Annotated in this window: 28 protein-coding genes; 25 read left to right on the plus strand and 3 right to left on the minus strand. The window is 45.5% G+C overall.

Annotated elements, in window-relative coordinates:
- Positions 1-17: 17 nt before the first annotated feature.
- The 18 genes from spaK to sptP all read left to right on the plus strand — a co-directional run bounded on the left by spaK (position 18) and on the right by sptP (position 16311).
- Positions 18-425, plus strand: a complete 408-nt coding sequence (spaK, locus tag ACLD4K_RS08985; protein ID WP_001164070.1) for an SPI-1 type III secretion system chaperone SpaK — start codon at positions 18-20, stop codon at positions 423-425.
- A complete protein-coding gene (gene invC / locus ACLD4K_RS08990) occupies positions 422-1717 on the plus strand; it encodes a SctN family type III secretion system ATPase InvC (protein ID WP_000856766.1) in 1296 nt (431 codons plus the stop codon). Before spaK ends, invC begins: the two co-directional genes overlap by 4 nt.
- Positions 1695-2138, plus strand: a complete 444-nt coding sequence (gene spaM, locus ACLD4K_RS08995; protein ID WP_411011722.1) for an SPI-1 type III secretion system protein SpaM — start codon at positions 1695-1697, stop codon at positions 2136-2138. Before invC ends, spaM begins: the two co-directional genes overlap by 23 nt.
- Positions 2138-3148: an SPI-1 type III secretion system protein SpaN gene (gene spaN / locus ACLD4K_RS09000; protein ID WP_411011723.1), complete on the plus strand. Its 1011-nt coding sequence runs from the start codon at positions 2138-2140 to the stop codon at positions 3146-3148. Before spaM ends, spaN begins: the two co-directional genes overlap by 1 nt.
- Positions 3148-4059, plus strand: a complete 912-nt coding sequence (gene spaO, locus ACLD4K_RS09005; protein ID WP_411011724.1) for an SPI-1 type III secretion system protein SpaO — start codon at positions 3148-3150, stop codon at positions 4057-4059. The genes spaN and spaO overlap by 1 nt, the downstream gene beginning before the upstream one ends.
- The gene (spaP, locus tag ACLD4K_RS09010) at positions 4049-4723 is read left to right on the plus strand and encodes an SPI-1 type III secretion system export apparatus protein SpaP (RefSeq protein ID WP_000526016.1); all 675 of its coding nucleotides are present in this window, start codon (positions 4049-4051) and stop codon (positions 4721-4723) included. Before spaO ends, spaP begins: the two co-directional genes overlap by 11 nt.
- 25 nt (positions 4724-4748) lie before the next feature.
- Entirely contained in the window at positions 4749-5009 is a 261-nt protein-coding gene (spaQ, locus tag ACLD4K_RS09015; RefSeq protein ID WP_000342503.1) for an SPI-1 type III secretion system export apparatus protein SpaQ, read from the plus strand.
- 3 nt (positions 5010-5012) lie between these two features.
- A complete protein-coding gene (gene spaR, locus ACLD4K_RS09020) occupies positions 5013-5804 on the plus strand; it encodes an SPI-1 type III secretion system export apparatus protein SpaR (protein ID WP_183058836.1) in 792 nt (263 codons plus the stop codon).
- Positions 5791-6861: an SPI-1 type III secretion system export apparatus protein SpaS gene (gene spaS / locus ACLD4K_RS09025; protein ID WP_080087148.1), complete on the plus strand. Its 1071-nt coding sequence runs from the start codon at positions 5791-5793 to the stop codon at positions 6859-6861. Before spaR ends, spaS begins: the two co-directional genes overlap by 14 nt.
- Positions 6862-6998: 137 nt before the next feature.
- Positions 6999-7496 carry a SycD/LcrH family type III secretion system chaperone SicA gene (gene sicA / locus ACLD4K_RS09030; protein ID WP_000386309.1) on the plus strand — a complete coding sequence of 166 codons (498 nt, stop codon included), beginning with the start codon at positions 6999-7001 and terminating at the stop codon, positions 7494-7496.
- 2 nt (positions 7497-7498) lie between these two features.
- Positions 7499-9280: an SPI-1 type III secretion system needle tip complex protein SipB gene (gene sipB, locus ACLD4K_RS09035; RefSeq protein WP_411011725.1), complete on the plus strand. Its 1782-nt coding sequence runs from the start codon at positions 7499-7501 to the stop codon at positions 9278-9280.
- Between the two features lie 27 nt (positions 9281-9307).
- Entirely contained in the window at positions 9308-10537 is a 1230-nt protein-coding gene (gene sipC, locus ACLD4K_RS09040) for an SPI-1 type III secretion system needle tip complex protein SipC (RefSeq protein ID WP_000909019.1), read from the plus strand.
- A 70-nt stretch (positions 10538-10607) separates the two neighbouring features.
- Positions 10608-11639 (plus strand): SPI-1 type III secretion system needle tip complex protein SipD, encoded by a 1032-nt coding sequence (sipD, locus tag ACLD4K_RS09045; protein WP_411011726.1) that lies wholly within the window; start codon positions 10608-10610, stop codon positions 11637-11639.
- 18 nt (positions 11640-11657) lie between these two features.
- On the plus strand, positions 11658-13703 hold the full coding sequence (sipA, locus tag ACLD4K_RS09050; RefSeq protein ID WP_411011727.1) for an SPI-1 type III secretion system effector SipA: 2046 nt from the start codon (positions 11658-11660) through the stop codon (positions 13701-13703).
- 18 nt (positions 13704-13721) lie between these two features.
- Positions 13722-13970, plus strand: coding sequence for an acyl carrier protein (locus tag ACLD4K_RS09055; protein WP_001055579.1), 249 nt, complete (start codon positions 13722-13724; stop codon positions 13968-13970).
- Positions 13971-14013: 43 nt separating this feature from the next.
- Positions 14014-14274 carry a hypothetical protein gene (locus ACLD4K_RS09060; protein ID WP_183058842.1) on the plus strand — a complete coding sequence of 87 codons (261 nt, stop codon included), beginning with the start codon at positions 14014-14016 and terminating at the stop codon, positions 14272-14274.
- Positions 14275-14300: 26 nt separating this feature from the next.
- A complete protein-coding gene (gene sicP / locus ACLD4K_RS09065) occupies positions 14301-14693 on the plus strand; it encodes a chaperone SicP (RefSeq protein ID WP_183058843.1) in 393 nt (130 codons plus the stop codon).
- On the plus strand, positions 14680-16311 hold the full coding sequence (gene sptP / locus ACLD4K_RS09070) for an SPI-1 type III secretion system effector GTPase-activating protein SptP (RefSeq protein ID WP_411011728.1): 1632 nt from the start codon (positions 14680-14682) through the stop codon (positions 16309-16311). The genes sicP and sptP overlap by 14 nt, the downstream gene beginning before the upstream one ends.
- Before the next feature lie 53 nt (positions 16312-16364).
- On the opposite strand, the gene iagB is transcribed toward sptP, so the two are convergent.
- The 3 genes from iagB to hilD form a co-directional block, all read right to left on the minus strand.
- Positions 16365-16847: an SPI-1 type III secretion system invasion protein IagB gene (gene iagB, locus ACLD4K_RS09075; protein ID WP_411011729.1), complete on the minus strand. Its 483-nt coding sequence runs from the start codon at positions 16845-16847 to the stop codon at positions 16365-16367.
- A 17-nt stretch (positions 16848-16864) separates the two neighbouring features.
- On the minus strand, positions 16865-18526 hold the full coding sequence (gene hilA, locus ACLD4K_RS09080) for a transcriptional regulator HilA (RefSeq protein WP_411011730.1): 1662 nt from the start codon (positions 18524-18526) through the stop codon (positions 16865-16867).
- Positions 18527-19616: 1090 nt separating this feature from the next.
- Complete coding sequence (gene hilD / locus ACLD4K_RS09085; protein WP_183060234.1) at positions 19617-20546, minus strand: transcriptional regulator HilD; 930 nt, start codon at positions 20544-20546, stop codon at positions 19617-19619.
- Positions 20547-20861: 315 nt separating this feature from the next.
- Here hilD and prgH point away from each other — a divergent pair, with 315 nt between their 5' ends.
- Genes prgH through ACLD4K_RS09120 form a run of 7 tightly spaced genes read left to right on the plus strand, consistent with a single transcriptional unit; the run spans position 20862 to position 25053 of the window.
- Entirely contained in the window at positions 20862-22040 is a 1179-nt protein-coding gene (gene prgH / locus ACLD4K_RS09090; protein ID WP_411011731.1) for a type III secretion system inner membrane ring protein PrgH, read from the plus strand.
- 24 nt (positions 22041-22064) lie between these two features.
- Complete coding sequence (gene prgI / locus ACLD4K_RS09095; RefSeq protein ID WP_001143300.1) at positions 22065-22307, plus strand: type III secretion system needle filament protein PrgI; 243 nt, start codon at positions 22065-22067, stop codon at positions 22305-22307.
- An 18-nt stretch (positions 22308-22325) separates the two neighbouring features.
- Entirely contained in the window at positions 22326-22631 is a 306-nt protein-coding gene (gene prgJ, locus ACLD4K_RS09100) for a type III secretion system inner rod protein PrgJ (protein WP_000020427.1), read from the plus strand.
- The gene (gene prgK / locus ACLD4K_RS09105) at positions 22628-23386 is read left to right on the plus strand and encodes a type III secretion system inner membrane ring lipoprotein PrgK (RefSeq protein WP_183060238.1); all 759 of its coding nucleotides are present in this window, start codon (positions 22628-22630) and stop codon (positions 23384-23386) included. The genes prgJ and prgK overlap by 4 nt, the downstream gene beginning before the upstream one ends.
- Positions 23358-23957 (plus strand): oxygen-regulated invasion protein OrgA, encoded by a 600-nt coding sequence (gene orgA, locus ACLD4K_RS09110; protein WP_411011732.1) that lies wholly within the window; start codon positions 23358-23360, stop codon positions 23955-23957. Before prgK ends, orgA begins: the two co-directional genes overlap by 29 nt.
- On the plus strand, positions 23914-24585 hold the full coding sequence (gene orgB, locus ACLD4K_RS09115; RefSeq protein ID WP_183060240.1) for a type III secretion system linker protein OrgB: 672 nt from the start codon (positions 23914-23916) through the stop codon (positions 24583-24585). Before orgA ends, orgB begins: the two co-directional genes overlap by 44 nt.
- A 15-nt stretch (positions 24586-24600) precedes the next feature.
- Positions 24601-25053 (plus strand): type III secretion system effector protein OrgC, encoded by a 453-nt coding sequence (locus tag ACLD4K_RS09120; protein ID WP_411011733.1) that lies wholly within the window; start codon positions 24601-24603, stop codon positions 25051-25053.
- The last annotated feature ends 260 nt before the right edge of the window (positions 25054-25313 follow it).

The raw sequence follows: 25313 nt of genomic DNA on the forward strand, positions 1-25313 counted from the left end.
AATTAAGGAAAAGATCTATGCAACATTTGGATATCGCTGAATTAGTTCGTTCCGCACTGGAAGTAAGTGGTTGCGATCCTTCACTCATCGGAGGAATAGATAGCCATTCAACAATTGTTCTGGATTTATTTGCATTGCCAAGTATCTGTATCAGCGTCAAGGACGATGATGTATGGATCTGGGCGCAATTGGGTGCTGACAGCATGGTGGTATTACAACAGCGGGCTTATGAAATCGTAATGACCATAATGGAAGGATGCCAGTTTGTCCGCGGTGGGCAATTACTACTGGGGGAACAGAATGGGGAGCTAACGCTTAAAGCCTTAGTGCATCCGGATTTTTTATCTGACGGTGAAAAGTTCTCTAATGCCTTGAATGGGTTTTACAACTATCTGGAAGTTTTTAGTCGGTCGCTAATGAGATGAAAACACCTCGTTTACTGCAATATCTGGCCTACCCACAAAAAATAACCGGCCCAATTATTGAGGCGGAATTGCGCGATGTAGCCATTGGCGAACTGTGTGAAATACGCCGTGGCTGGCACCAAAAACAGGTTGTTGCACGTGCGCAGGTGGTTGGCTTACAGCGGGAACGCACCGTGCTGAGCCTTATCGGCAATGCCCAGGGGCTGAGCCGCGATGTCGTGCTTTATCCTACTGGACGTGCGTTATCGGCGTGGGTGGGATACTCGGTATTAGGCGCGGTGTTGGATCCGACGGGGAAAATCGTTGAGCGTTTTACCCCTGAAGTGGCGCCGATTAGCGAAGAACGCGTTATTGATGTCGCACCGCCTTCTTACGCTTCGCGCGTTGGCGTCCGTGAACCGCTGATTACCGGTGTGCGCGCGATTGACGGGTTATTGACCTGTGGCGTAGGCCAGCGAATGGGCATTTTTGCCTCCGCAGGATGCGGTAAGACCATGCTGATGCATATGCTGATCGAGCAAACGGAGGCGGATGTCTTTGTTATCGGTCTTATCGGTGAACGAGGCCGCGAGGTCACTGAATTCGTGGATATGTTGCGCGCTTCGCATAAGAAAGAAAAATGCGTGCTGGTTTTTGCCACTTCCGATTTCCCCTCGGTCGATCGCTGCAATGCGGCGCAACTGGCGACAACCGTAGCGGAATATTTTCGCGACCAGGGAAAACGGGTCGTGCTTTTTATCGATTCCATGACCCGTTATGCGCGTGCTTTGCGAGATGTGGCACTGGCGTCGGGAGAGCGTCCGGCCCGTCGAGGTTATCCCGCCTCCGTCTTCGATAATTTGCCCCGCTTGCTGGAACGCCCCGGGGCGACCAGCGAGGGAAGCATTACTGCCTTTTATACGGTACTGCTGGAAAGCGAGGAAGAGGCGGACCCGATGGCGGATGAAATTCGCTCTATCCTTGACGGTCACCTGTATCTGAGCAGAAAGCTGGCCGGGCAGGGACATTACCCGGCAATCGATGTACTGAAAAGCGTAAGCCGCGTTTTTGGGCAAGTCACGACGCCGACACATGCTGAACAGGCATCTGCCGTGCGTAAATTAATGACGCGTCTGGAAGAGCTCCAGCTTTTCATTGACTTGGGAGAATATCGTCCTGGCGAAAATATCGATAACGATCGGGCGATGCAGATGCGGGATAGCCTGAAAGCCTGGTTATGCCAGCCGGTAGCGCAATATTCATCCTTTGATGACACGTTGAGCGGTATGAATGCATTCGCTGACCAGAATTAAAGTATTGCAGCGGCGCTGTACGGTATTTCATTCACAGTGTGAGTCGATATTACTTCGCTATCAGGATGAGGACCGCGGGCTGCAGGCCGAGGAGGTGGCGATCCTTGAACAAATAGCGGGTCTGAAATTGTTATTAGATACGCTGCGTGCAGAAAACAGACAGCTCAGTCGTGAGGAAATTTATACGTTATTACGTAAGCAGTCTATTGTTCGCCGGCAGATAAAAGATTTAGAACTCCAGATTATACAAATTCAGGAAAAACGGAGCGAGCTGGAAAAGAAAAGGGAAGAGTTTCAGAAAAAAAGTAAATATTGGTTGCGCAAAGAAGGGAACTATCAACGCTGGATAATCCGTCAGAAAAGACACTATATCCAGCGAGAGATACAGCAGGAAGAGGCCGAGTCAGAGGAGATAATTTAATGGGCGATGTGTCAGCTGTCAGTTCATCCGGGAACATTTTACTGCCGCAGCAGGATGAGGTTGGCGGTTTATCAGAAGCATTAAAAAAAGCGGTGGAAAAACATAAGACAGAATATTCCGATCATAAAAAAGATCGCGACTATGGCGATGCTTTCGTAATGCATAAAGAAACGGCTTTACCGGTATTGCTGGCGGCATGGCGACATGGCGCGCCAGCGAAATCAGAAAATCACAATGGCAACGTTTCTGGTCTGCATCATAACGGAAAAGGCGAACTCAGGATTGCTGAAAAACTGTTGAAAGTCACTGCTGAAAAATCTGTCGGTTTGATCTCTGCGGAGGCCAAAGTAGATAAATCCGCAGCGTTGCTATCGTCTAAAAATAGGCCGTTAGAAAGCGTAAGCGGTAAAAAATTATCTGCTGATTTAAAAGCCGTGGAATCCGTTAGTGAAGTAGCCGATAACGCCACGGGAATCTCTGACGATAATATCAAGGCATTGCCTGGGGATAATAAAGCCATCGCGGGCGAAGGCGTTCGTAAAGAGGGCGCGCCGCTGGCGCGGGATGTCGCACCTGCCCGAATGGCCGCAGCCAATACCGGTAAGCCTGACGATAAAGATCATAAAAAGGTTAAAGATGTTTCTCAGCTTCCGCTGCAACCAACCACTATCGCCGATCTTAGCCAATTAACCGGCGGCGATGAAAAAATGCCTTTAGCGGCGCAATCAAAGCCGCTGATGACTATTTTTCCCACTGCCGATGGCGTGAAAGGGGAGGATAGCTCGCTGACTTACCGTTTTCAGCGCTGGGGAAATGACTATTCCGTCAATATTCAGGCGCGGCAAGCAGGGGAGTTTTCGTTAATACCGTCAAATACGCAGGTTGAACATCGTTTGCATGATCAATGGCAAAACGGTAATCCCCAGCGCTGGCACCTGACGCGAGACGATCAACAAAATCCGCAGCAGCAACAGCACAGACAGCAATCTGGCGAGGAGGATGACGCCTGATGTCATTGCGTGTGAGACAGATTGATCGTCGCGAATGGCTATTGGCGCAAACCGCGACAGAATGCCAGCGCCATGGCCAGGAAGCTACGCTGGAATATCCGACGCGACAGGGAATGTGGGTTAGGTTGAGCGATGCAGAAAAACGGTGGTCGGCCTGGATTAAACCTGGGGACTGGCTTGAGCATGTCTCTCCCGCTCTGGCGGGGGCGGCGGTTTCTGCCGGTGCTGAGCACCTGGTCGTTCCCTGGCTTGCTGCAACAGAGCGACCGTTTGAGTTGCCCGTGCCGCATTTGTCCTGTCGGCGTTTATGCGTAGAGAACCCCGTGCCGGGAAGCGCGCTGCCGGAAGGGAAATTGTTGCACATTATGAGCGATCGGGGCGGCCTGTGGTTTGAATATCTTCCTGAACTGCCTGCAGTCGGGGGCGGCAGGCCGAAAATGCTGCGTTGGCCGTTGCGCTTTGTAATCGGTAGCAGTGATACGCAGCGTTCGTTGCTGGGCCGAATCGGGATCGGAGATGTACTTCTGATTCGTACTTCCCGTGCGGAAGTTTATTGCTACGCGAAAAAGTTAGGTCATTTCAACCGTGTTGAAGGGGGAATTATTGTGGAAACGTTAGATATTCAACATATCGAAGAAGAAAATAATACAACTGAAACTGCAGAAACTCTGCCTGGCTTGAACCAATTGCCCGTCAAACTGGAATTTGTTTTGTATCGTAAGAACGCTACCCTCGCCGAACTCGAAGCCATGGGGCAGCAGCAGCTATTATCACTGCCGACCAATGCTGAACTTAACGTTGAAATTATGGCGAATGGTGTTTTGCTGGGTAATGGCGAACTGGTACAGATGAATGACACCTTAGGCGTTGAGATCCATGAATGGCTGAGCGAGTCTGGTAATGGGGAATGATATCTCATTAATTGCCTTACTGGCATTTTCCACCCTGTTGCCATTTATTATTGCGTCAGGAACCTGTTTCGTTAAATTTTCTATTGTATTTGTCATGGTGCGTAACGCCCTGGGATTGCAGCAGATACCTTCAAATATGACGCTTAACGGCGTCGCATTGCTGCTTTCTATGTTTGTTATGTGGCCAATAATGCATGATGCCTACGTCTATTTTGAGGACGAAGATGTCACCTTTAATGATATTTCGTCATTAAGTAAACACGTTGATGAAGGTCTGGATGGCTATCGCGATTATCTGATCAAATATTCAGATCGCGAGTTAGTTCAGTTTTTTGAAAACGCGCAACTGAAGCGTCAGTATGGAGAAGAGACCGAGACGGTAAAGCGTGACAAAGATGAAATTGAAAAACCTTCAATATTTGCGTTATTACCTGCTTATGCGCTGAGTGAAATAAAAAGCGCGTTTAAAATTGGTTTTTATCTCTATTTGCCCTTTGTCGTCGTCGACCTGGTGGTATCCAGCGTGCTACTGGCGCTGGGGATGATGATGATGAGTCCGGTGACGATATCTACGCCTATTAAGCTGGTGCTTTTTGTCGCGCTTGATGGCTGGACCTTACTGTCTAAGGGATTGATATTACAGTATATGGACATTGCAACATGACATCATTACGAGACGGGATAGTTAAATGGATGATTTAGTGTTTGCAGGTAATAAGGCGCTCTATCTTGTTTTAATCCTGTCAGGGTGGCCGACGATTGTCGCAACGATTATCGGCCTCCTGGTAGGGTTATTCCAGACGGTAACGCAATTACAGGAACAGACGCTGCCTTTTGGCATTAAATTACTTGGCGTGTGTTTGTGCTTGTTTTTACTGTCTGGCTGGTATGGCGAAGTTTTACTCTCTTACGGGCGTCAGGTGATATTCCTGGCGTTGGCTAAGGGGTAAAAAATGCTTTACGCGTTGTACTTTGAAATTCATCACCTGGTTGCGTCTGCAGCACTAGGGTTTGCTCGCGTGGCGCCGATTTTTTTCTTTCTGCCGTTTTTGAATAGCGGGGTATTAAGCGGCGCGCCGAGAAACGCCATTATCATCCTGGTGGCATTGGGAGTATGGCCGCATGCATTGAACGAGGCGCCGCCGTTTTTATCGGTGGCGATGATTCCGTTAGTTCTGCAAGAAGCGGCGGTTGGCGTCATGCTGGGCTGTCTGCTGTCATGGCCTTTTTGGGTTATGCATGCGCTGGGTTGTATTATCGATAACCAGCGAGGGGCAACGCTAAGTAGCAGTATCGATCCGGCAAATGGCATTGATACCTCGGAAATGGCTAATTTCCTGAATATGTTTGCCGCTGTCATTTATTTACAAAACGGCGGTCTGGTCACGATGGTTGACGTGTTAAATAAAAGCTATCAGCTATGCGATCCGATGAACGAGTGCACGCCTTCATTACCGCCGCTATTAACGTTTATTAATCAGGTGGCTCAAAACGCGTTGGTTCTGGCCAGTCCGGTGGTATTAGTGCTGTTGCTGTCAGAAGTATTCCTGGGTTTATTGTCGCGCTTTGCTCCGCAAATGAACGCCTTTGCGATTTCACTGACGGTAAAAAGCGGTATTGCTGTTTTAATTATGCTGCTTTATTTCTCTCCGGTACTACCGGACAATGTACTGCGACTCTCTTTCCAGGCCACAGGATTAAGCAGTTGGTTTTACGAGCGAGGGGCGACGCATGTCCTCGAATAAAACAGAAAAACCGACTAAAAAACGGCTGGAAGACTCCGCTAAAAAAGGCCAGTCATTTAAAAGTAAAGATCTCATTATCGCCTGCCTGACGCTGGGAGGAATTGCCTATCTGGTGTCGTATGGCTCATTTAATGAGTTTATGGGGATAATTAAGATCATTATTGCGGATAATTTTGATCAGAGCATGGCTGACTACAGTTTGGCCGTTTTTGGGATAGGGTTAAAATATCTGATTCCATTTATGCTGCTCTGCTTAGTGTGTTCCGCATTACCGGCGTTATTACAGGCCGGTTTCGTGCTGGCGACAGAAGCATTAAAACCTAATTTATCGGCGTTAAACCCGGTAGAAGGTGCAAAAAAACTTTTTAGTATGAGAACGGTTAAAGATACGGTCAAAACCTTACTGTATCTCTCATCCTTTGTGGTGGCCGCCATCATTTGTTGGAAGAAATATAAGGTTGAAATCTTTTCTCAATTAAATGGCAATGTTGTGGGTATTGCCGTCATTTGGCGTGAACTTCTCCTCGCGCTGGTATTAACTTGCCTTGCTTGTGCATTGATTGTCTTATTATTGGATGCTATTGCGGAATATTTCCTGACCATGAAAGATATGAAAATGGATAAGGAAGAAGTGAAGCGTGAAATGAAGGAGCAGGAAGGGAACCCAGAGGTTAAATCTAAAAGACGTGAAGTTCATATGGAAATTCTGTCTGAACAGGTGAAATCCGATATTGAAAACTCACGCCTGATTGTTGCCAACCCCACGCATATTACGATCGGGATTTATTTTAAACCTGAACTGATGCCGATTCCGATGATCTCGGTGTATGAAACGAATCAGCGCGCACTGGCCGTCCGCGCCTATGCGGAGAAGGTTGGCGTACCTGTGATCGTCGATATCAAACTGGCGCGCAGTCTTTTCAAAACCCATCGCCGTTATGATCTGGTGAGTCTGGAAGAAATTGATGAGGTTTTACGTCTTCTGGTTTGGCTGGAAGAGGTAGAAAACGCGGGCAAAGACGTTATTCAGCCACAAGAAAATGAAGTACGACATTGAGCCGCGTAAAGCAGTAGCGATGTATTCATTGGGCGTTTTTTGAATGTTCACTAACCACCGTCGGGGTTTAATAACTGCATCAGATAAACGCAGTCGTTAAGTTCTACAAAGTCGGTGACAGATAACAGGAGTAAGTAATGGATTATCAAAATAATGTCAGCGAAGAACGTGTTGCGGAAATGATTTGGGATGCCGTTAGTGAAGGCGCCACGCTAAAAGACGTTCACGGGATCCCTCAAGATATGATGGACGGTTTATATGCTCATGCTTATGAGTTTTATAACCAGGGACGACTGGATGAAGCTGAGACATTCTTTCGTTTCTTATGCATTTATGATTTTTACAATCCCGATTACACCATGGGACTGGCGGCGGTATGCCAACTGAAAAAACAATTTCAGAAAGCATGTGACCTTTATGCAGTAGCGTTTACGTTACTTAAAAATGATTATCGCCCCGTTTTTTTTACCGGGCAGTGTCAATTATTAATGCGTAAGGCGGCAAAAGCCAGGCAGTGTTTTGAACTTGTCAATGAACGTACTGAAGATGAGTCTCTGCGGGCAAAAGCGTTGGTCTATCTGGAGGCGCTAAAAACGGCGGAGACAGAGCAGCACAGTGAACAAGAAAAGGAATAATTATGGTAAATGACGCAAGTAGCATTAGCCGTAGCGGATATACCCAAAATCCGCGTCTCGCTGAGGCGGCTTTTGAAGGCGTTCGTAAGAACACGGACTTTTTAAAAGCGGCGGATAAAGCTTTTAAAGATGTGGTGGCAACGAAAGCGGGCGACCTTAAAGCCGGAACAAAGTCCGGCGAGAGTACTATTAATACGGTGGGTCTGAAGCCGCCTACGGACGCCGCCCGTGAAAAACTCTCCAGCGAAGGGCAATTGACGTTACTGCTTGGCAAGTTAATGACGCTACTGGGCGATGTTTCGCTGTCTCAACTGGAGTCTCGTCTGGCGGTATGGCAGGCGATGATTGAGTCACAAAAAGAGATGGGGGTTCAGGTATCGAAGGAGTTTCAGACGGCTCTGGGAGAGGCTCAGGAGGCGACGGATCTCTATGAAGCCAGTATCAAAAAAACGGATACCGCCAAGAGTGTTTATGACGCTGCGGCCAAAAAACTGACGCAGGCGCAAAATAAATTGCAATCGCTGGACCCGGCTGACCCCGGCTATGCACAAGCTGAAGCCGCGGTAGAACAGGCCGGAAAAGAAGCGACAGAGGCGAAAGAGGCATTAGATAAGGCCACGGATGCGACGGTTAAAGCAGGCACAGACGCCAAAGCGAAAGCCGAGAAAGCGGATAACATTCTGACCAAATTCCAGGGAATGGCTAATGCCGCCCCTCAGAATCAGGTTTCCCAGGGTGAGCAGGATAATCTGTCAAATGTCGCCCGCCTCACTATGCTCATGGCCATGTTTATTGAGATTGTGGGCAAAAATACGGAAGAAAGCCTGCAAAACGATCTTGCGCTTTTCAGCTCCTTGCAGGAAGGCCGTCAGGCGGAGATGGAAAAGAAATCGGCTGAATTCCAGGAAGAGACGCGCAAAGCCGAGGAAACGAACCGCATTATGGGATGTGTTGGGAAAGTCCTCGGCGCGTTGTTGACCATTGTCAGCGTGGTTGGCGCTATTTTTACCGGCGGGGCGAGTCTGGCGCTGGCTGCAGTAGGGCTTGCGGTTATGGTCGCCGACGAGATTGTGAAGGCGACGACGGGGGTGTCGTTTATCCAGCAAGCGCTGAATCCCATTATGGAGCATGTGCTGAAGCCGTTAATGGAGCTGATTGGCAAGGCGATTACCAAAGCGCTGGAAGGATTAGGCGTCGATAAGAAAACGGCGGAGATGGCCGGTAGCATTGTTGGCGCGATTGTTGCAGCCATTGCGATGGTGGCGGTCATTGTGGTGGTCGCAGTTGTCGGGAAAGGCGCAGCGGCGAAACTGGGTAACGCGTTGAGCAAAATGATGGGCGAAACGATTAAGAAGTTGGTGCCTAACGTGCTGAAACAGATGGCGCAAAACGGCAGCAAACTCTTTACCCAGGGGATGCAACGTATTACTAGCGGTCTGGGTAATGTGGGTAGCAAGATGGGCCTGCAAACGAATACCTTAAGTAAAGAGCTGGTAGGTAATACCCTAAATAAAGTGGCGTTGGGCATGGAAGTCACGAATACCGCAGCCCAGTCAGCCGGTGGTGTTGCCGAGGGCGTATTTATTAAAAATGCCAGCGAGGCGCTTGCTGATTTTATGCTCGCCCGTTTTGCCATGGATCAGATTCAGCAGTGGCTTAAACAATCCGTAGAAATATTTGGTGAAAACCAGAAGGTAACGGCGGAACTACAAAAAGTCATGTCTTCTGCGGTACAGCAAAATGCGGATGCTTCGCGTTTTATTCTGCGCCAGAGTCGCGCATAAAAACTGCCAAAATAAAGGGAGAAAAATATGTTAATTAGTAATGTGGGAATAAATCCCGCCGCTTATTTAAATAATCATTCTGTTGAGAATAGTTCACAGACAGCTTCGCAATCCGTTAGCGCTAAAGATATTCTGAATAGTATTGGTATTAGCAGCAGTAAAGTCAGTGACCTGGGGTTGAGTCCTACACTGAGCGCGCCTGCGCCAGGGGTATTAACGCAAACCCCCGGAACGATCACGTCCTTTTTAAAAGCCAGTATTCAAAATACCGACATGAATCAGGATTTGAATGCCCTGGCAAATAATGTCACGACTAAAGCGAATGAGGTTGTGCAAACCCAGTTACGCGAGCAGCAGGCAGAAGTCGGAAAGTTTTTTGATATTAGCGGGATGTCTTCCAGTGCCGTTGCGCTGTTGGCTGCCGCGAATACGTTAATGCTGACGTTGAACCAGGCTGATAGCAAACTGTCTGGTAAGTTGTCATTAGTCAGTTTTGATGCAGCTAAAACGACGGCAAGCTCCATGATGCGCGAAGGGATGAATGCGTTGTCCGGTAGTATTTCCCAGAGCGCGCTTCAGTTGGGGATCACTGGCGTGGGCGCAAAACTGGAATATAAGGGGCTGCAGAATGAAAGAGGCGCGCTTAAACATAATGCCGCGAAGATCGATAAACTGACCACCGAAAGCCACAGTATTAAAAACGTGCTGAACGGGCAGAATAGCGTCAAACTCGGTGCTGAAGGCGTCGATTCTCTGAAATCGTTAAATATGAAGAAAACCGGTACCGATGCGACGAAAAATCTTAATGATGCGACGCTTAAATCTAATGCCGGAACCAGCGCCACGGAAAGTCTGGGTATTAAAGACAGTAATAAACAAATCTCCCCTGAACATCAGGCTATTCTGTCGAAACGTCTTGAGTCTGTCGAATCCGATATTCGTCTTGAGCAGAATACCATGGATATGACTCGAATCGATGCGCGCAAGATGCAGATGACGGGCGATCTGATTATGAAGAACTCAGTCACGGTCGGTGGTATTGCAGGGGCGTCCGGGCAGTACGCCGCTACTCAGGAACGTTCCGAGCAGCAAATTAGCCAGGTGAACAACCGGGTTGCCAGCACCGCATCGGACGAAGCCCGTGAAAGTTCACGTAAATCGACCAGCCTGATTCAGGAAATGCTGAAAACAATGGAGAGCATTAACCAGTCGAAAGCATCCGCACTCGCTGCTATCGCAGGCAATATTCGCGCTTAATCTGAAAGGTCATCTATACGCCATCAGGGGTGTGATTTAATCGCGCTCCTGATGGCGAACTGGGGATATTATGCTTAATATTCAAAATTATTCCGCTTCTCCTCATCCGGGGATTGTTGCCGAACGGCCGCAGACTCCCTCGGCGAGCGAGCACGTCGAGACTGCCGTGGTACCGTCTACCACAGAACATCGCGGTACAGAGATCATTTCATTATCGCAGGCGGCTACTAAAATCCAGCAGGCACAGCAGACGCTGCAGTCAACGCCACCGATCTCTGAAGAGAATAATGACGAGCGCACGCTGGCGCGCCAACAGTTGACCAGCAGCCTGAATGCGCTGGCGAAGTCTGGCGTGTCATTATCCGCAGAACAAAATGAGAACCTGCGGAGCGCGTTTTCTGCGCCGACGTCGGCCTTATTTAGCGCTTCGCCTATGGCGCAGCCGAGAACAACCATTTCTGATGCTGAGATTTGGGATATGGTTTCCCAAAATATATCGGCGATAGGTGACAGCTATCTGGGCGTTTATGAAAACGTTGTCGCAGTCTATACCGATTTTTATCAGGCCTTCAGTGATATTCTTTCCAAAATGGGAGGCTGGTTATTACCAGGTAAGGACGGTAATACCGTTAAGCTAGATGTTACCTCACTCAAAAATGATTTAAACAGTTTAGTCAGTAAATATAATCAAATAAACAGTAATACTGTTTTATTTCCAACGCAGTCAGGCAGCGGCGTTAAAGTAGCCACTGAAGCGGAAGCGAGACAGTGGCTCAGTGAATTGAATTTACCGAATAGCTGCCTGAAATCTTATGGATCCGGTTATGTCGTCACCGTTGATCTGACGCCATTACAAAAAATGGTTCAGGATATTGGTGGCTTAGGCGCGCCGGGAAAAGATTCAAAACTCGAAATGGATAACGCCAAATATCAAGCCTGGCAGTCGGGTTTTAAAGCGCAGGAAGAAAATCTGAAAACCACATTACAGACGCTGACGCAAAAATATAGCAATGCCAATTCATTGTACGACAACCTGGTAAAAGTGCTGAGCAGTACGATAAGTAGCAGCCTGGAAACCGCCAAAAGCTTCCTGCAAGGATAACAGAAGAGGATATTAATAATGTTAACAAGTGTAAGACCTCAGTCTCCGGTCACGATGGCGGGTATGCAAAATGAGGTGAAAATGCAAGCGACGAAGCTTGCGGCGAATATCTCAGGAATCAGAGAAAGCGCTCTTACTTCTCCTTTAGGGGACATTAAAGGCCCTAAAGCGGAAGATTTTCCGGCGCTGGTCAAAAATGCGAGTCTGGAGACGTTATTCAAATGTGGGGAGGACGCTGAAGCGTTAAAGGCGATTTTCACCAATTCAGATAACGTTGCTGCCAGGAGGGCGGTAACGGAGTTTGCGGGGCTTTTTCGTACAGCGCTGAGTGCCACCAGTGACTCGCCGGCGGCGACAGACCTACTGATCAAGGTGGGGGAAGAATATACTGCACAGATAGTGAAAGATGGTCTGAAAGAAAAATCGGCTTTTGGACCGTGGATACCAGCAACAGAGAAAGCGGAAGCAAAGCTTAAGACCCTGAACCAGAAATTGTTAAGCATTATCACAGATAATACTGGCGGCGATTTAGGTAAATTATCGACGAATTTTGTTATGCAGGAAGTGATACCGTATGTTGCCAGCTGTATTGAACATCAATTTGGCTGTACGTTAGATCCGTTAACCCGCAGCAATCTTACACAGCTTATTGACAGAGCGGCGGCGAAAGCCGTTGATGCGCTGGAGATGTGCCATCAAAAATTAACGCAAGAACAGGGTGTCAGCTTAGGAAAGGAAGCAAGGCACCTTGAGCTGAAAGCGTTGATACCCCTGTTGCTACGTAATGTCTTTACGCAAATTCCGGCAGAAAGGCTGCCCGACCCTAAAATCCCGGAACCTGCGGCTGGACCGGTACCAGATGGTGGGAAAAAAGCAGAACCTGCGGGTATTAATATCAATATTAATATTGATAGCAGTAACCGTAGCGTGGATAACAGTAAGCATATTAACAATAGCCGAAGCCATGTCGATAATAGCCAGCGCCATATCGATAATAGCAACCATGATAATAGCCGGAAGTCGATTGATAATAGCCGAACATTTATTGATAACAGCCAACGCCATGACGAGTCAAACCATTCGACTAACAGCAGCAACGTAAGTCATAGTCATTCGCGTGTGGATTCGACTACGCATCAAACGGAGACGGCACACAGCGCCAGCACAGGGGCAATTGACCATGGCATCGCAGGTAAAATTGACGTCGCGGCTCATGCGACGGCAGAGGCTGTGACTAACGCTTCATCCGAAAGTAAAGATGGAAAGGTGGTCACGTCTGAAAAGGGCACTACGGGAGAAAGGAGCTCTTTTGATAAAGTCGATGGCGTAACCAGCAAGGTCATTATCGATAAACCGATACAGAATACGGTGCATAGCGTTAATGGTAGTAAAGAGCACAAGCAGACGACAGAAATTGTGGGTGATAAGCCGCTTACCAGCCAATTCGTTGGCGGCGAGCAGAATAAAATTAATACGTTGCAGGCAGAAAACTCGGTAATTACAGGTAATAAAGCGGATACGATTGATAATGATAATAGCCAGATAGATAGCGCTGACGAATATCCCGGTCTTAAGTTTAAGCAAAATAGTTTCCTCTCAGCAATTCCGAGTAATATGAGTATGCGTTCAGTGAGTTTTAACGCTCGTGACACATTTTTGGGGGTAGTACGTAAAGCTCTGGAGCCGGATACCTCCACACCGTTTTCATCACGCGTGAAGTTTGACGAGTTGCGTGCGAAAATATTACCCAATGACTCTATAAAGAGTGCTACATTGAAAGCGCAATGCAGCGAGATTAACAATAACCAGGAATTGAAAAAGGACATTGATAAGCTTAAAGGGGTCATTAATCAGCATCCACAAAAAGGGAAATTGGCTGAGGTTGCGCAACGGTTTGTCAGAGAAGCGGGTTTGACAAAACTAAAAGAGGATACCGACTATTTACTAAGTAGCGTACTGGATAGTATTCTCGGCAATACCAGCTGGCGTGAGAACCAGGTTTCAGAGTCATACTCGTATAACCCGGTTATTACTACCGTTGATGGCTTGCACATGCAGCGTTAATTAATTGGAAAAGATACGATGAATATGGATATTGAAGCAAGAGTCAAAAAAGTGATCACCTCCTGTATTGCCGTTGATGTTGATAGTATCAATGGTCAGACCCATCTGGTTGAGGATCTTTACGCTGACTCATTGGATTTAATTGATATTGTATTTGGTCTTAGTGAGGAGTTTGACATTAGTTGTAATGAAAACGATCTTCCGGATATGACGACCTTTGCGGATATATGCCGTGTTGTTAAAAAAAGTCTTGAGTCCAGGGTGTAGTATTTTTCTCTCGCTCGACAACAATTGAACAAGATTAATTGTTATGAAAATCATCACACATGTAGTACCAGGTTCAGATATGGCTGCAATATATGATGATATTGCTGACAGTTCGCGTTTTGTTATTAAAGGCAAGTTACGTCATGTTGAAAATGATCCGAAGGAGCTGCTGATATGTGTTCCGACGCGTAGTGAATGGCTATTCTACTGGATTAAAGGAGAGAAATATTGCGCCCGGCGATGGGCGCAAAAAAGCATCAAAACATCATGTAACCAGATTAAAGTTGAAGAAATAATATTATAAAAGATATTATTCAAGAGGAAAGTAAATTGCAAACACACCAGGATATTATCGCTAATATTGGTGAAAAATTAGGTTTACCACTCACTTTTGACGACAACAATCAGTGCTTATTACTACTCGATAGCGATATTTTTACGTCTATTGAAGCTAAAGATGATATCTGGTTATTGAACGGTATGATTATACCGTTATCGCCTTTTTGTGGCGATTCTATCTGGCGGCAGATTATGGTGATTAATGGTGAACTGGCTGCGAATAATGAAGGTACGTTAGCGTATATTGATGCCGCAGAGACGTTGTTGTTTATACATGCAATTACCGATCTGACAAATACTTACCATATTATATCGCAGCTTGAGTCATTTGTGAATCAGCAGGAAGCGCTCAAAAACATACTGCAGGAATATGCTAAAGTATGAGGAGAGAAAATTGAATAATTTAACGTTGTCTTCGTTTTCAAAAGTTGGTGTGTCGAATGATGCCCGACTTTATATTGCTAAGGAAAATACTGATAAGGCATATGTTGCGCCTGAAAAATTTTCGTCAAAAGTATTAACCTGGCTTGGAAAAATGCCGTTATTTAAAAACACTGAAGTGGTGCAAAAACATACGGAAAATATCAGAGTACAGGATCAAAAGATTTTACAGACATTTCTCCAGGCACTAACGGAAAAATATGGGGAAACAGCAGTTAATGACGCACTGTTAATGACCCGTATAAATATGAACAAACCCCTTACCCAACGTTTAGCAGTGCAGATCACGGAGTGTGTAAAAGCTGCTGACGAAGGATTTATAAACCTTATTAAGAGCAAGGATAATGTTGGAGTCATGAATGCCGCTTTAGTCATAAAAGGCGGCGATACAAAAGCGACAGAACAAAATAACGATGTTGGTGCAGAAAGGAAGCAACCTTTACTCGATATCGCGCTAAAGGGACTTAAAAGAACATTACCGCAGCTGGAACAAATGGATGGAAATAGCCTGCGAGAAAACTTCCAGGAGATGGCTTCAGGTAACGGCCCGCTGCGTTCATTAATGACGAATTTACAGAATTTAAATAAAATTCCAGAGGCTAAACAACTTAATGATTATGCTGTAACGTTAACAAATATTCAGGTAGGTGTAGCCCGGTTCTCACAATGGGGAACCTGTGGGGGAGAGGTTGAGAGGTGGATTGATAAAGCCTCTACTCATGAATTAACCCAGGCTGTAAAAAAAATGCACGTTATTGCTAAAGAACTGAAAAACGTTACAGCTGAACTTGAGAAAATAGAAGCCGGCGCGTCAATGCCACAGACGATGAGCGGACCGACACTGGGCCTGGCACGGTTTGCGGTCAGCAGCATTCCAATTAATCAGCAAACCCAGGTGAAACTGAGCGATGGAATGCCTGTGCCAGTGAATGCGTTAACTTTTGATGGTAAGCCTGTGGCATTAGCCGGTTCGTACCCTAAAAATACGCCGGATGCGCTGGAAGCGCATATGAAAATGCTTCTTGAAAAAGAATGCTCATGCCTGGTGGTGTTAACGCCGGAAGATCAGATGCAGGCAAAACAATTACCAGCCTATTTCAGAGGGAGCTACACCTTTGGCGAGGTGCATACCAACAGCCAAAAAGTGAGCTCAGCCAGTCAGGGAGAAGCGATAGACCAATACAATATGCAACTGTCCTGTGGTGAAAAGCAGTATACAATCCCGGTATTGCATGTGAAAAATTGGCCAGATCACCAGCCGTTACCGTCTATTGCTCAGTTAAAATACCTTGCGGATAAGGTGAAAAATAGCAACCAAAATGGCGCGCCGGGGCGTAGTTCATCAGATAAGCATTTACCGATGATTCATTGTCTGGGCGGAGTGGGAAGAACCGGAACGATGGCGGCGGCCCTTGTACTTAAGGATAATCCTCATAGTAATCTGGAGCAGGTACGTGCAGATTTCCGGAATTCACGGAACAATAGAATGCTGGAAGACGCCTCACAGTTTGTACAATTAAAAGCAATGCAAGCCCAGTTGCTTATGACGACGGCAAGCTGATAAAAATATAGCTTACTTTTAGAACTATCTGAAAGTAAGCTATTCCTGTCTCATTATTTGTTTACCGCGATAGAAAGTCTTTTGTTTTTCTCTTCTGCTGACATCCCTTTTAATTTTCTGTAATTCTCCCAAATTTTTTTAGCATAACGTTTCCTTATATCCGATCGTTTCGGCGACGTCCCGGCATTATAAGCGCCAACGGCCTCCCAGCTATAACCGTAGATTTTCATCATATCTGATAAAATGGATGCGCCAACAATGACAGAAATGCAGGGGTCCTGTAACAACTGTTTTTCACTAATCCCCATTTTTTTCAGCCTTTTCATATGGAAGCTGTTAATTTGCATCAGGCCAAGATCGGTTGAACCATCTCGGTTATGACCAATGGCGCCTGGTTTCATCGCCGATTCCTGCTGGGCGATAGCGTAAAGTAGTTCGGATTCAATATTGAACATTTTTTCAGCCTGAAGCCAGCAATCAGCCCATGCCGTATTTATGTTAAGCAACCAGATTACGATGATAAAAAAATAATACATATCTCCTCTCTCAGATTTTACCGTAATTTAATCAAGCGGGGATCCTGTTTCCATCTTTTGAACCAAATATTATCTTCGTTTTTAAATTTATTCCACATTTTCTCGGCAATAGCTTCGCCGTGGGCAATCAGCACTAACGGTAATAATCCTGGATTATTATCAATACGCTGTTCACTTTCCAGAAATTCTCTTATCGTTGGTAAGGCACGCTCACTATTCTGACAGTATTCAGCATAAAGAAGATTAACAGCAATAAGCCCTGTTATTTCCTGCGTGGATATTTCTTTAGTTAATTTTCGTGCCAGTTCATGTTTACCTTTAAGCGAAAGAAACATAACCTGCATACTTAATAATATTGGATTATCCTGCAGGTGCTGTGAGCGTAATTCATCGCCTAAACGTATAGCATCATCAATACCGGTATGATAATAGGTAATCCACAGCTTAGTGATCCCTGCGGCTGCGCGCGTTGGGTCCAATTTTAAACACTCGTTAATCGTTTGTAAGGCCTCCTCCAACTGGCCAGCCATGAAGAGATTCCAGCCATAATAATATTTAATATCTGCAGAGATGGGCGAAAGTAAGTTAGCTTGTTTGAATAGCAAACTCCCGACGATGTATTCTGAATGAATTGTATTAATTAGCCCCAGTAATCCTAAAGCTTGTGGATTATTGTGGTCCAGCTCTGTCGCCTTAATCGCATGTTCTTTAGCTTTGATCATGGCGTTTTGTTTATCAAAAATCCCCATTTGCGCCATACTGAGGTAGCATTCTGCCAGCGCACAGTAAGGCGCAATGCTGTTTGGCGACATGTTAACGCACTGAGTCAGCAATTTAAGCGCTTGCTGTAAGCTATAGGGAGTATATTGATTTAACTCATGCTTACCGCGTAAGTAAACCATGGTACTGTCAATCGAATTTAGCTCGCTAATCTGCTTTGTGTCCCAGCGAAGTCCGGGAATACATCTGAGCAAAAGATTCGCGATTTTGTTTTGCAAGAGAGAAGCGGGTTGGTTTGCTATCAACTTAATGCTTTCCTGGTGCAGCAGGTGGTAGCCTTTAACCCGAACTATCTCGATCTGTACAATATTATCATTGCCATCGGGTATCATCTGCCCGGAGATATAATAATCGGGGCGTAATTGATCCATAAGCTCAAGAATATCTTTAACACTGCGGCAGTTCTTCGTAATGGTCACCGGCAGCACGCTTAGGCCAAAGGGCGCATACTGCGATAATCCCTTCACGATAGAGTAATGCAGACTCTCTGATTGAACCTGATCCTGCATCTGAAAAGGAAGTATCGCCAATGTATGAGTCGTAGGTTGCGGCGCTGGCGGAGACACCACTACGACCGGACGATTAAACCGATAGCCCTGTCCGTACAGTGTTTCAATGTAACGATGATCTTTATCTTCCGACAGAATACGTCGTAAGGCATAAATACAGCGGGTAAGAGATTCTTCGTTAACTTCCGCGTCGCCCCATACCTGGTCCAGTAAGGTGTTTTTACTCACAATCTCGCCGGCGGCTTCGAGCAGGATGACCAGAACGGCATATTCTTTTGGCGGAATATTGACTTTCTTTTCTGAGCGTAGCAGGGAGCCGTCCATGTTGAGTATGAAATCATCAAAGACGAATTTTTTATTCGATACAGGAACAGGATTAAAATGTGGCATGATAATAGTGTATTCTCTTACAGGGTGAAAAGTTATAATAGCTAATACAAGTCGTTAGGATAGAATCTACTGTCTCAGTAATTCTGCTGTTAGTACTAACGGTCAGATTGAGCTTTTATTATGAGCTTAATGTCATATTCTACGGGCTCGGATTTATATGTTTTTAACATTTGATTATTTAGCTTATGTCTGTGCTTTAAATAACTGACATGTTGGTAATGATATTATTATAACTGACTGTGATTATCGAATGGGCCCTGCCGTATGTCCTGTTGCAGAGAGAGTCAGCGTCGGGCATCTAAATATTTACATATTTAACTTGACCTCATTGCAATAGAGATTAGTTTTGTAGCTATCTTACTGCATTTTTTTTGGGTGTAAATGCTGCTTATTATATCTTCATGGTTAATGGTCTGATAATTACACCATCAGAACCATTTTTTTCGAAGATTTTCACTAAATGACCATTCGTTGAAAGTTTAAGAGTGTAATTTGGCTTAGGCGCCAAAATATAAATGAAAGACTATTTTTAATGGTGCGCTTATTTTTATGTTTTTTTGCGGAATAATGATATCGCCTTTTCTTTACTCCCTTCAGCTATAGCGTCAAAAAGGTAGGGGGTTTATGAGCAGTATCATCCTCAGGCTGGCCCCCAGGCATTATATCGATATCAGTAGGAAGAGAAGAGGTATGCCTGGCAGAAAGCTAACAAGCGTGACTGTTTCGGTGTAGACCGTTCAGGCAAATAGTTCTCAGAGGGAACGGATGATGTATAAATATGAATAAAATGCCGGCCTTAATCCAAAGGGTTAAAGCCGGAAGGAGATAGTGTCATCTGGACGGATTCTTACGCTGTGAATAAGGCAATATCGGTTTACCAGTCATCATAGCGATGACAAGTTCACAAAAATCGTTTATATAATCAGCCTTACTTTAAATTACCAGAGATATCAGTATAAGCTGTCTTCCAGACAGAACAATGATGTTGAATAGCCTCCCATCCTGATAGAGCGTGTTAATGCGCAGTCTGAATTTTAAATTATTACAATTTTAATAAAAATCTTTACTTGAGTGACAGATACAAAAAATGTTAATGGTTCGCCATTTTTATGAATGTCGATGGCGTAGTTTTAAAATATTTTTTGAAACATTGAATGAAGTAGGATGTGCTATCATAACCACATTTTAATGCTACAGCATTAACATTATGGTTGCCTATGCGTAAAAGTTTTGCTGCCTGATTCATCCTTGCCGATAAGTAGATGTCGCTAAAGCTGGTACCTTCTTCTGCAAGTTTCCGTTTGAGCGTTGACGTACTCATAAATATATGATCGGCAATATCCGTAAGCTTCCACTGTCTACTGGGTGACGAAGATAGAATGTTGTAAACGCGCTCCTTTAACGTTATCTGAGCCGAGCTAAGGATGATCTCATAACTCTCCGGGAGTCGGAGAAAAGCAGTAAGCAGGAACAGCAGAAAATAAGGAATTAACTCTTCATTTTCAATACAACTCTTGTTGTTACAGTTACTGCAACCTTTGCTTGTATCCTTCGTACAGGAGAACGCCGTTTTCAGATGTTCAAATACCTCTCTTCTGGCAGGAAAGTCAGGCGTATAGAAGATTTTCTGCGCTTTCTCTGTGGGTACCGCCATTTTGGTTTGCTGCTCGTTTGGGATAAGTGCATAGAGAGCGCCAAGTCGTTGCGTCGGTATCTCGAGTATATCGAAATCCATGTGGCCATTGACCTCTTCAAGCGTCACGCTAACTACCTGCTCTTTTTTGAGCACCAACATCCCAGGTTCGTCACAGTAAATCGTATCGTGATTATTGCTAATCGTCAGTTTACCGCTCCGAAAGCAAACTAAAGTGAAACTGCTTACATAAAGATTTCTGATGGTAACCTGCTGAGCCTGACTTTTAATTTGCTGCTGGGTATTTGTCAAAAGTGATTTTAATTTCTGTAAGTTATCTGCGGCAGGACGCTGATGACTATTACTTACAAAGGTTACATTTTCCATATTATCCCTTTGTTGATGTTATTTTAATGTTCCTTACTGGTATCCTACTGAAAAAATCTGAGTTGTAAATGCTCTTTATTAGCGCGTGTTGGCAATGGTCTGATTGTTACACCAAAAGAACCCAAATTTGGGTAATTTATCTACAGTAGTTTAAGCCCCAATGGGGACGATGGTTCTTTTAATATGTGTTGAGACGCATTATACAGAATAAATTGATTTTATTTCTCACTTTTCATTCTATTTTCATCAGGAATCCCTGTGTCCTGTGCGGTACTCTGCTGCTATCGAGAACGACAGACATCGCTAACAGTATATATGGAAACATCAAAAGAGAAGACGATAACAAGCCCTGGGCCATACATAGTTCGATTACTTAACAGCTCACTGAACGGCTGTGAGTTTCCATTGCTGACAGGCCGAACACTCTTTGTGGTAGGTCAGAGTGATGTGCTCACTGCTTCAGGCCAACTCCCTGATATACCTGCCGATAGCTTTTTTATCCCGCTGGACCATGGCGGAGTAAATTTTGAAATCCAGGTGGATACGGATGCGACCAAAATTATACTCCATAAGCTAAAAGAAGGAAATTCCGAATCTCGTTCAGTGCAATTAAATACGCCAATACAGGTCGGTGAATTGCTTATCCTGATTCGCCCGGAAAGCGAGCCGTGGGTGCCCGAGCAGCCTGAGAAGTTAGAAACGTCTGCAAAAAAGAACGAGCCGCGTTTTAAAAACGGAATTGTAGCCGCACTGGCCGGGTTTTTTATATTAGGGATTGGGACGGTGGGGACGTTATGGATACTTAACTCGCCGCAGCGGCAGGCCGCAGAGCTCGATTCGCTATTGGGACAGGAGAAGGAGCGCTTTCAGGTGTTGCCAGGACGGGACAAAATGCTCTATGTCGCTGCGCAAAATGAAAGAGATACGCTGTGGGCTCGTCAGGTTTTAGCCAGGGGCGATTATGATAAAAATGCGCGAGTGATTAACGAAAACGAAGAAAATAAACGTATCTCTACCTGGCTGGATACCTATTATCCGCAGCTGGCTTATTATCGGCTTCATTTCGATGAGCCGCGTAAACCCGTTTTCTGGCTAAGCCGCCAGCGAAACACGATGAGCAAGAAAGAGCTCGAGGTGTTAAGTCAAAAGCTGAGAGCGCTAATGCCTTACGCGGATTCGGTTAACATCACGTTGATGGACGATGTTACCGCAGCAGGCCAGGCGGAAGCGGGGCTAAAACAGCAGGCGTTACCTTATTCCCGCAGGAATCATAAGGGGGGCGTAACGTTTGTTATTCAGGGGGCGCTCGATGATGTAGAAATACTCAGAGCTCGTCAATTTGTCGATAGCTATTACCGCACATGGGGAGGACGCTATGTGCAGTTTGCGATCGAATTAAAAGATGACTGGCTCAAGGGGCGCTCATTTCAGTACGGGGCGGAAGGATATATCAAAATGAGCCCAGGCCATTGGTATTTCCCAAGTCCACTTTAATTTAACGCAAATAAGGAAGTCATTATGCCAACATCTTGGTCAGGTTATCTGGATGAAGTTTCAGCAAAATTTGATACGGGCGTTGATGATCTACAAACGCAGGTAACAGAGGCGCTGGATAAATTAGCAGCAAAACCCTCCGATCCGGCGCTACTGGCGGCGTATCAGAGTAAGCTCTCGGAATATAACTTGTACCGTAACGCGCAATCGAACACGGTAAAAGTCTTTAAGGATATTGATGCTGCCATTATTCAGAACTTCCGTTAATCAGTTATAAGGTGGATTATGTCGATTGCAACTATTGTCCCTGAGAATGCCGTTATAGGGCAGGCGGTCAATATCAGACCTATGGAAACAGACATTGTCTCGCTGGATGATCGGCTACTCCAGGCTTTTTCTGGTTCGGCGATTGCCACGGCTGTGGATAAACAGACGATTACCAACAGGATTGAGGACCCTAATCTGGTGACGGACCCTAAAGAGCTGGCTATTTCGCAAGAGATGATTTCAGATTATAACCTGTATGTTTCTATGGTAAGTACCCTGACTCGTAAAGGAGTCGGGGCTGTTGAAACGCTATTACGCTCATGATTCGTCGATATCTATATACCTTTCTGCTGGTAGTGACCCTTGCCGGCTGTAAGGATAAGGATCTTTTAAAAGGACTGGACCAGGAACAGGCTAATGAGGTCATTGCCGTTCTGCAAATGCACAATATAGAGGCGAATAAAATTGATAGCGGAAAATTGGGCTATAGCATTACCGTTGCTGAGCCTGATTTTACCGCCGCAGTGTACTGGATTAAAACCTATCAGCTTCCTCCCCGGCCACGGGTGGAAATTGCGCAGATGTTCCCGGCGGATTCGCTGGTATCGTCTCCGCGAGCTGAAAAAGCCAGGTTATATTCGGCTATTGAACAGCGACTGGAGCAGTCATTACAGACGATGGAGGGCGTGCTCTCCGCCAGGGTCCATATTAGTTATGATATTGATGCTGGTGAAAATGGCCGCCCGCCAAAACCGGTTCATCTGTCGGCATTAGCCGTATATGAACGAGGTTCGCCGCTTGCGCATCAGATCAGCGATATCAAGCGTTTCTTAAAGAATAGTTTTGCCGATGTGGATTATGACAACATTTCTGTTGTGTTGTCAGAACGTTCTGATGCCCAATTACAGGCTCCCGGCACACCAGTAAAACGTAATTCTTTTGCAACCAGTTGGATTGTGTTGATTATTTTGTTATCCGCGATGTCAGCAGGCTTTGGCGTCTGGTATTACAAAAACCATTATGCCCGCAATAAGAAAGGCATAACGGCTGATGATAAGGCGAAATCGTCAAATGAATAGGCAGCCATTACCCATTATCTGGCAAAAAATCATTTTTGATCCGTTGTCGTATATTCATCCTCAGCGGTTGCAGATAGCCCCAGAAATGATTGTCAGACCCGCCGCCAGGGCGGCAGCGAATGAGTTAATACTGGCGGCATGGCGGCTTAAGAACGGAGAAAAGGAGTGTATTCAAAACTCACTGACGCAGCTGTGGCTGCGTCAGTGGCGCCGACTGCCGCAAGTAGCGTATTTACTCGGTTGCCATAAACTGAGAGCCGATCTGGCAAGGCAGGGAGCCTTGCTTGGCCTGCCGGATTGGGCGCAAGCATTTTTGGCAATGCATCAGGGAATAAGTTTATCTGTCTGCAATAAGGCGCCGAATCACCGGTTTTTACTTAGCGTCGGGTATGCACAGTTAAATGCCCTGAATGAATTTTTACCTGAATCTTTAGCACAGCGTTTTCCTTTGCTTTTTCCTCCATTTATTGAGGAGGCATCGAAGCAGGATGCTGTAGAAATGTCAATTTTGCTACTGGCCTTACAATATGCTCAAAAATATCCCAATTCCGTCCCCGCTTTCGCCTGTTGAGGGGATACTGATAAAGCGTAAAACGCTGGAACGTTATTTCTCTATTGAAAGATTAGAACAGCAGGCGCATCAACGGGCTAAGCGTATTTTGCGAGAGGCGGAAGAAGAGGCAAAGACCTTGCGGATGTACGCCTACCAGGAAGGTTACGAGCAGGGAATGATAGACGCGTTACAGCAGGTTGCAGCTTATCTTACTGATAATCAGACAATGGCCTGGAAGTGGATGGAAAAAATACAGATTTATGCCCGCGACTTATTTTCAGCAGCGGTCGACCATCCCGAAACGCTTTTAACCGTACTGGATGAGTGGCTGAGAGATTTTGCTAAGCCTGAGGGGCAACTTTTTTTAACACTGCCAGTTAATGCGAAAAAAGATCACCAAAAGCTGATGGTGTTGCTTATGGAGAACTGGCCAGGCACTTTTAATCTTAAATATCATCAGGAACAGCGCTTTATCATGAGTTGCGGCGATCAGATCGCTGAATTTTCACCTGAACAGTTTGTTGAAACGGCTGTAGGCGTCATTAAGCATCATCTTGATGAACTTCCACAAGACTGTCGGACGATTTCTGATAACGCCATTAACGCACTTATTGATGAGTGGAAGACAAAAACGCAAGCATTGTAAAATGGAGGCTATAAGGTGATACCGGGTACGATTTCGACTTCTTATTTGGTCCCGACAGCGGATACTGAAGCGACGAGTGTTGTTTCGTTGAGTGCCAGGGCCGCTATGCTGAATAATGTGGATAGCGCGCCTTTAAGCAAGGGCAGCGACGTTGATCTTTATGATGCATTCTACCAACGACTTTTGTCGCTTCCTGAGTCAGCCTCTTCTGAAACGCTTAAAGATAGCATTTATCAAGAGATGAATGCCTTCAAAGATCCCAAAAGTGGCGATTCGGCATTTGTCTCTTTTGAGCAGCAAACGGCTATGCTACAAAATATGTTAGCAAAAGTTGAATCGGGCACCCATTTATATGAGGCTTTAAACGGGGTATTAGTTGGCACAATGAATGCGCAGTCACAAATGACCTCCTGGATGCAGGAGATTATTTTATCGGGCGGGGAAAACAAAGAGGCAATTGACTGGTGAACCCCCATTGCTGGCGATTTGTGATAGGGTATGGTGTATATATCAGCAAATAATGCAGAAAATGCACCATGCCGGTGTGTCTATCTTAATGATATATATGGATTATTAAGGTCTCTGCCAGGCGTTTTATCCTGAAAGAATTATATTAATATTGTAAGGTTTTATTACAAAATTTTGCATAAGGTTTGTAAGAGTATCTTTTTATGATGAAATGAGCGCGCGTTGGAATGTAATTATTGGCTATGATAATAAAAAAATCG

Source organism: Salmonella sp. 741265055_HSA (assembly GCF_046569525.1).
GTDB lineage: Bacteria > Pseudomonadota > Gammaproteobacteria > Enterobacterales > Enterobacteriaceae > Salmonella > Salmonella enterica.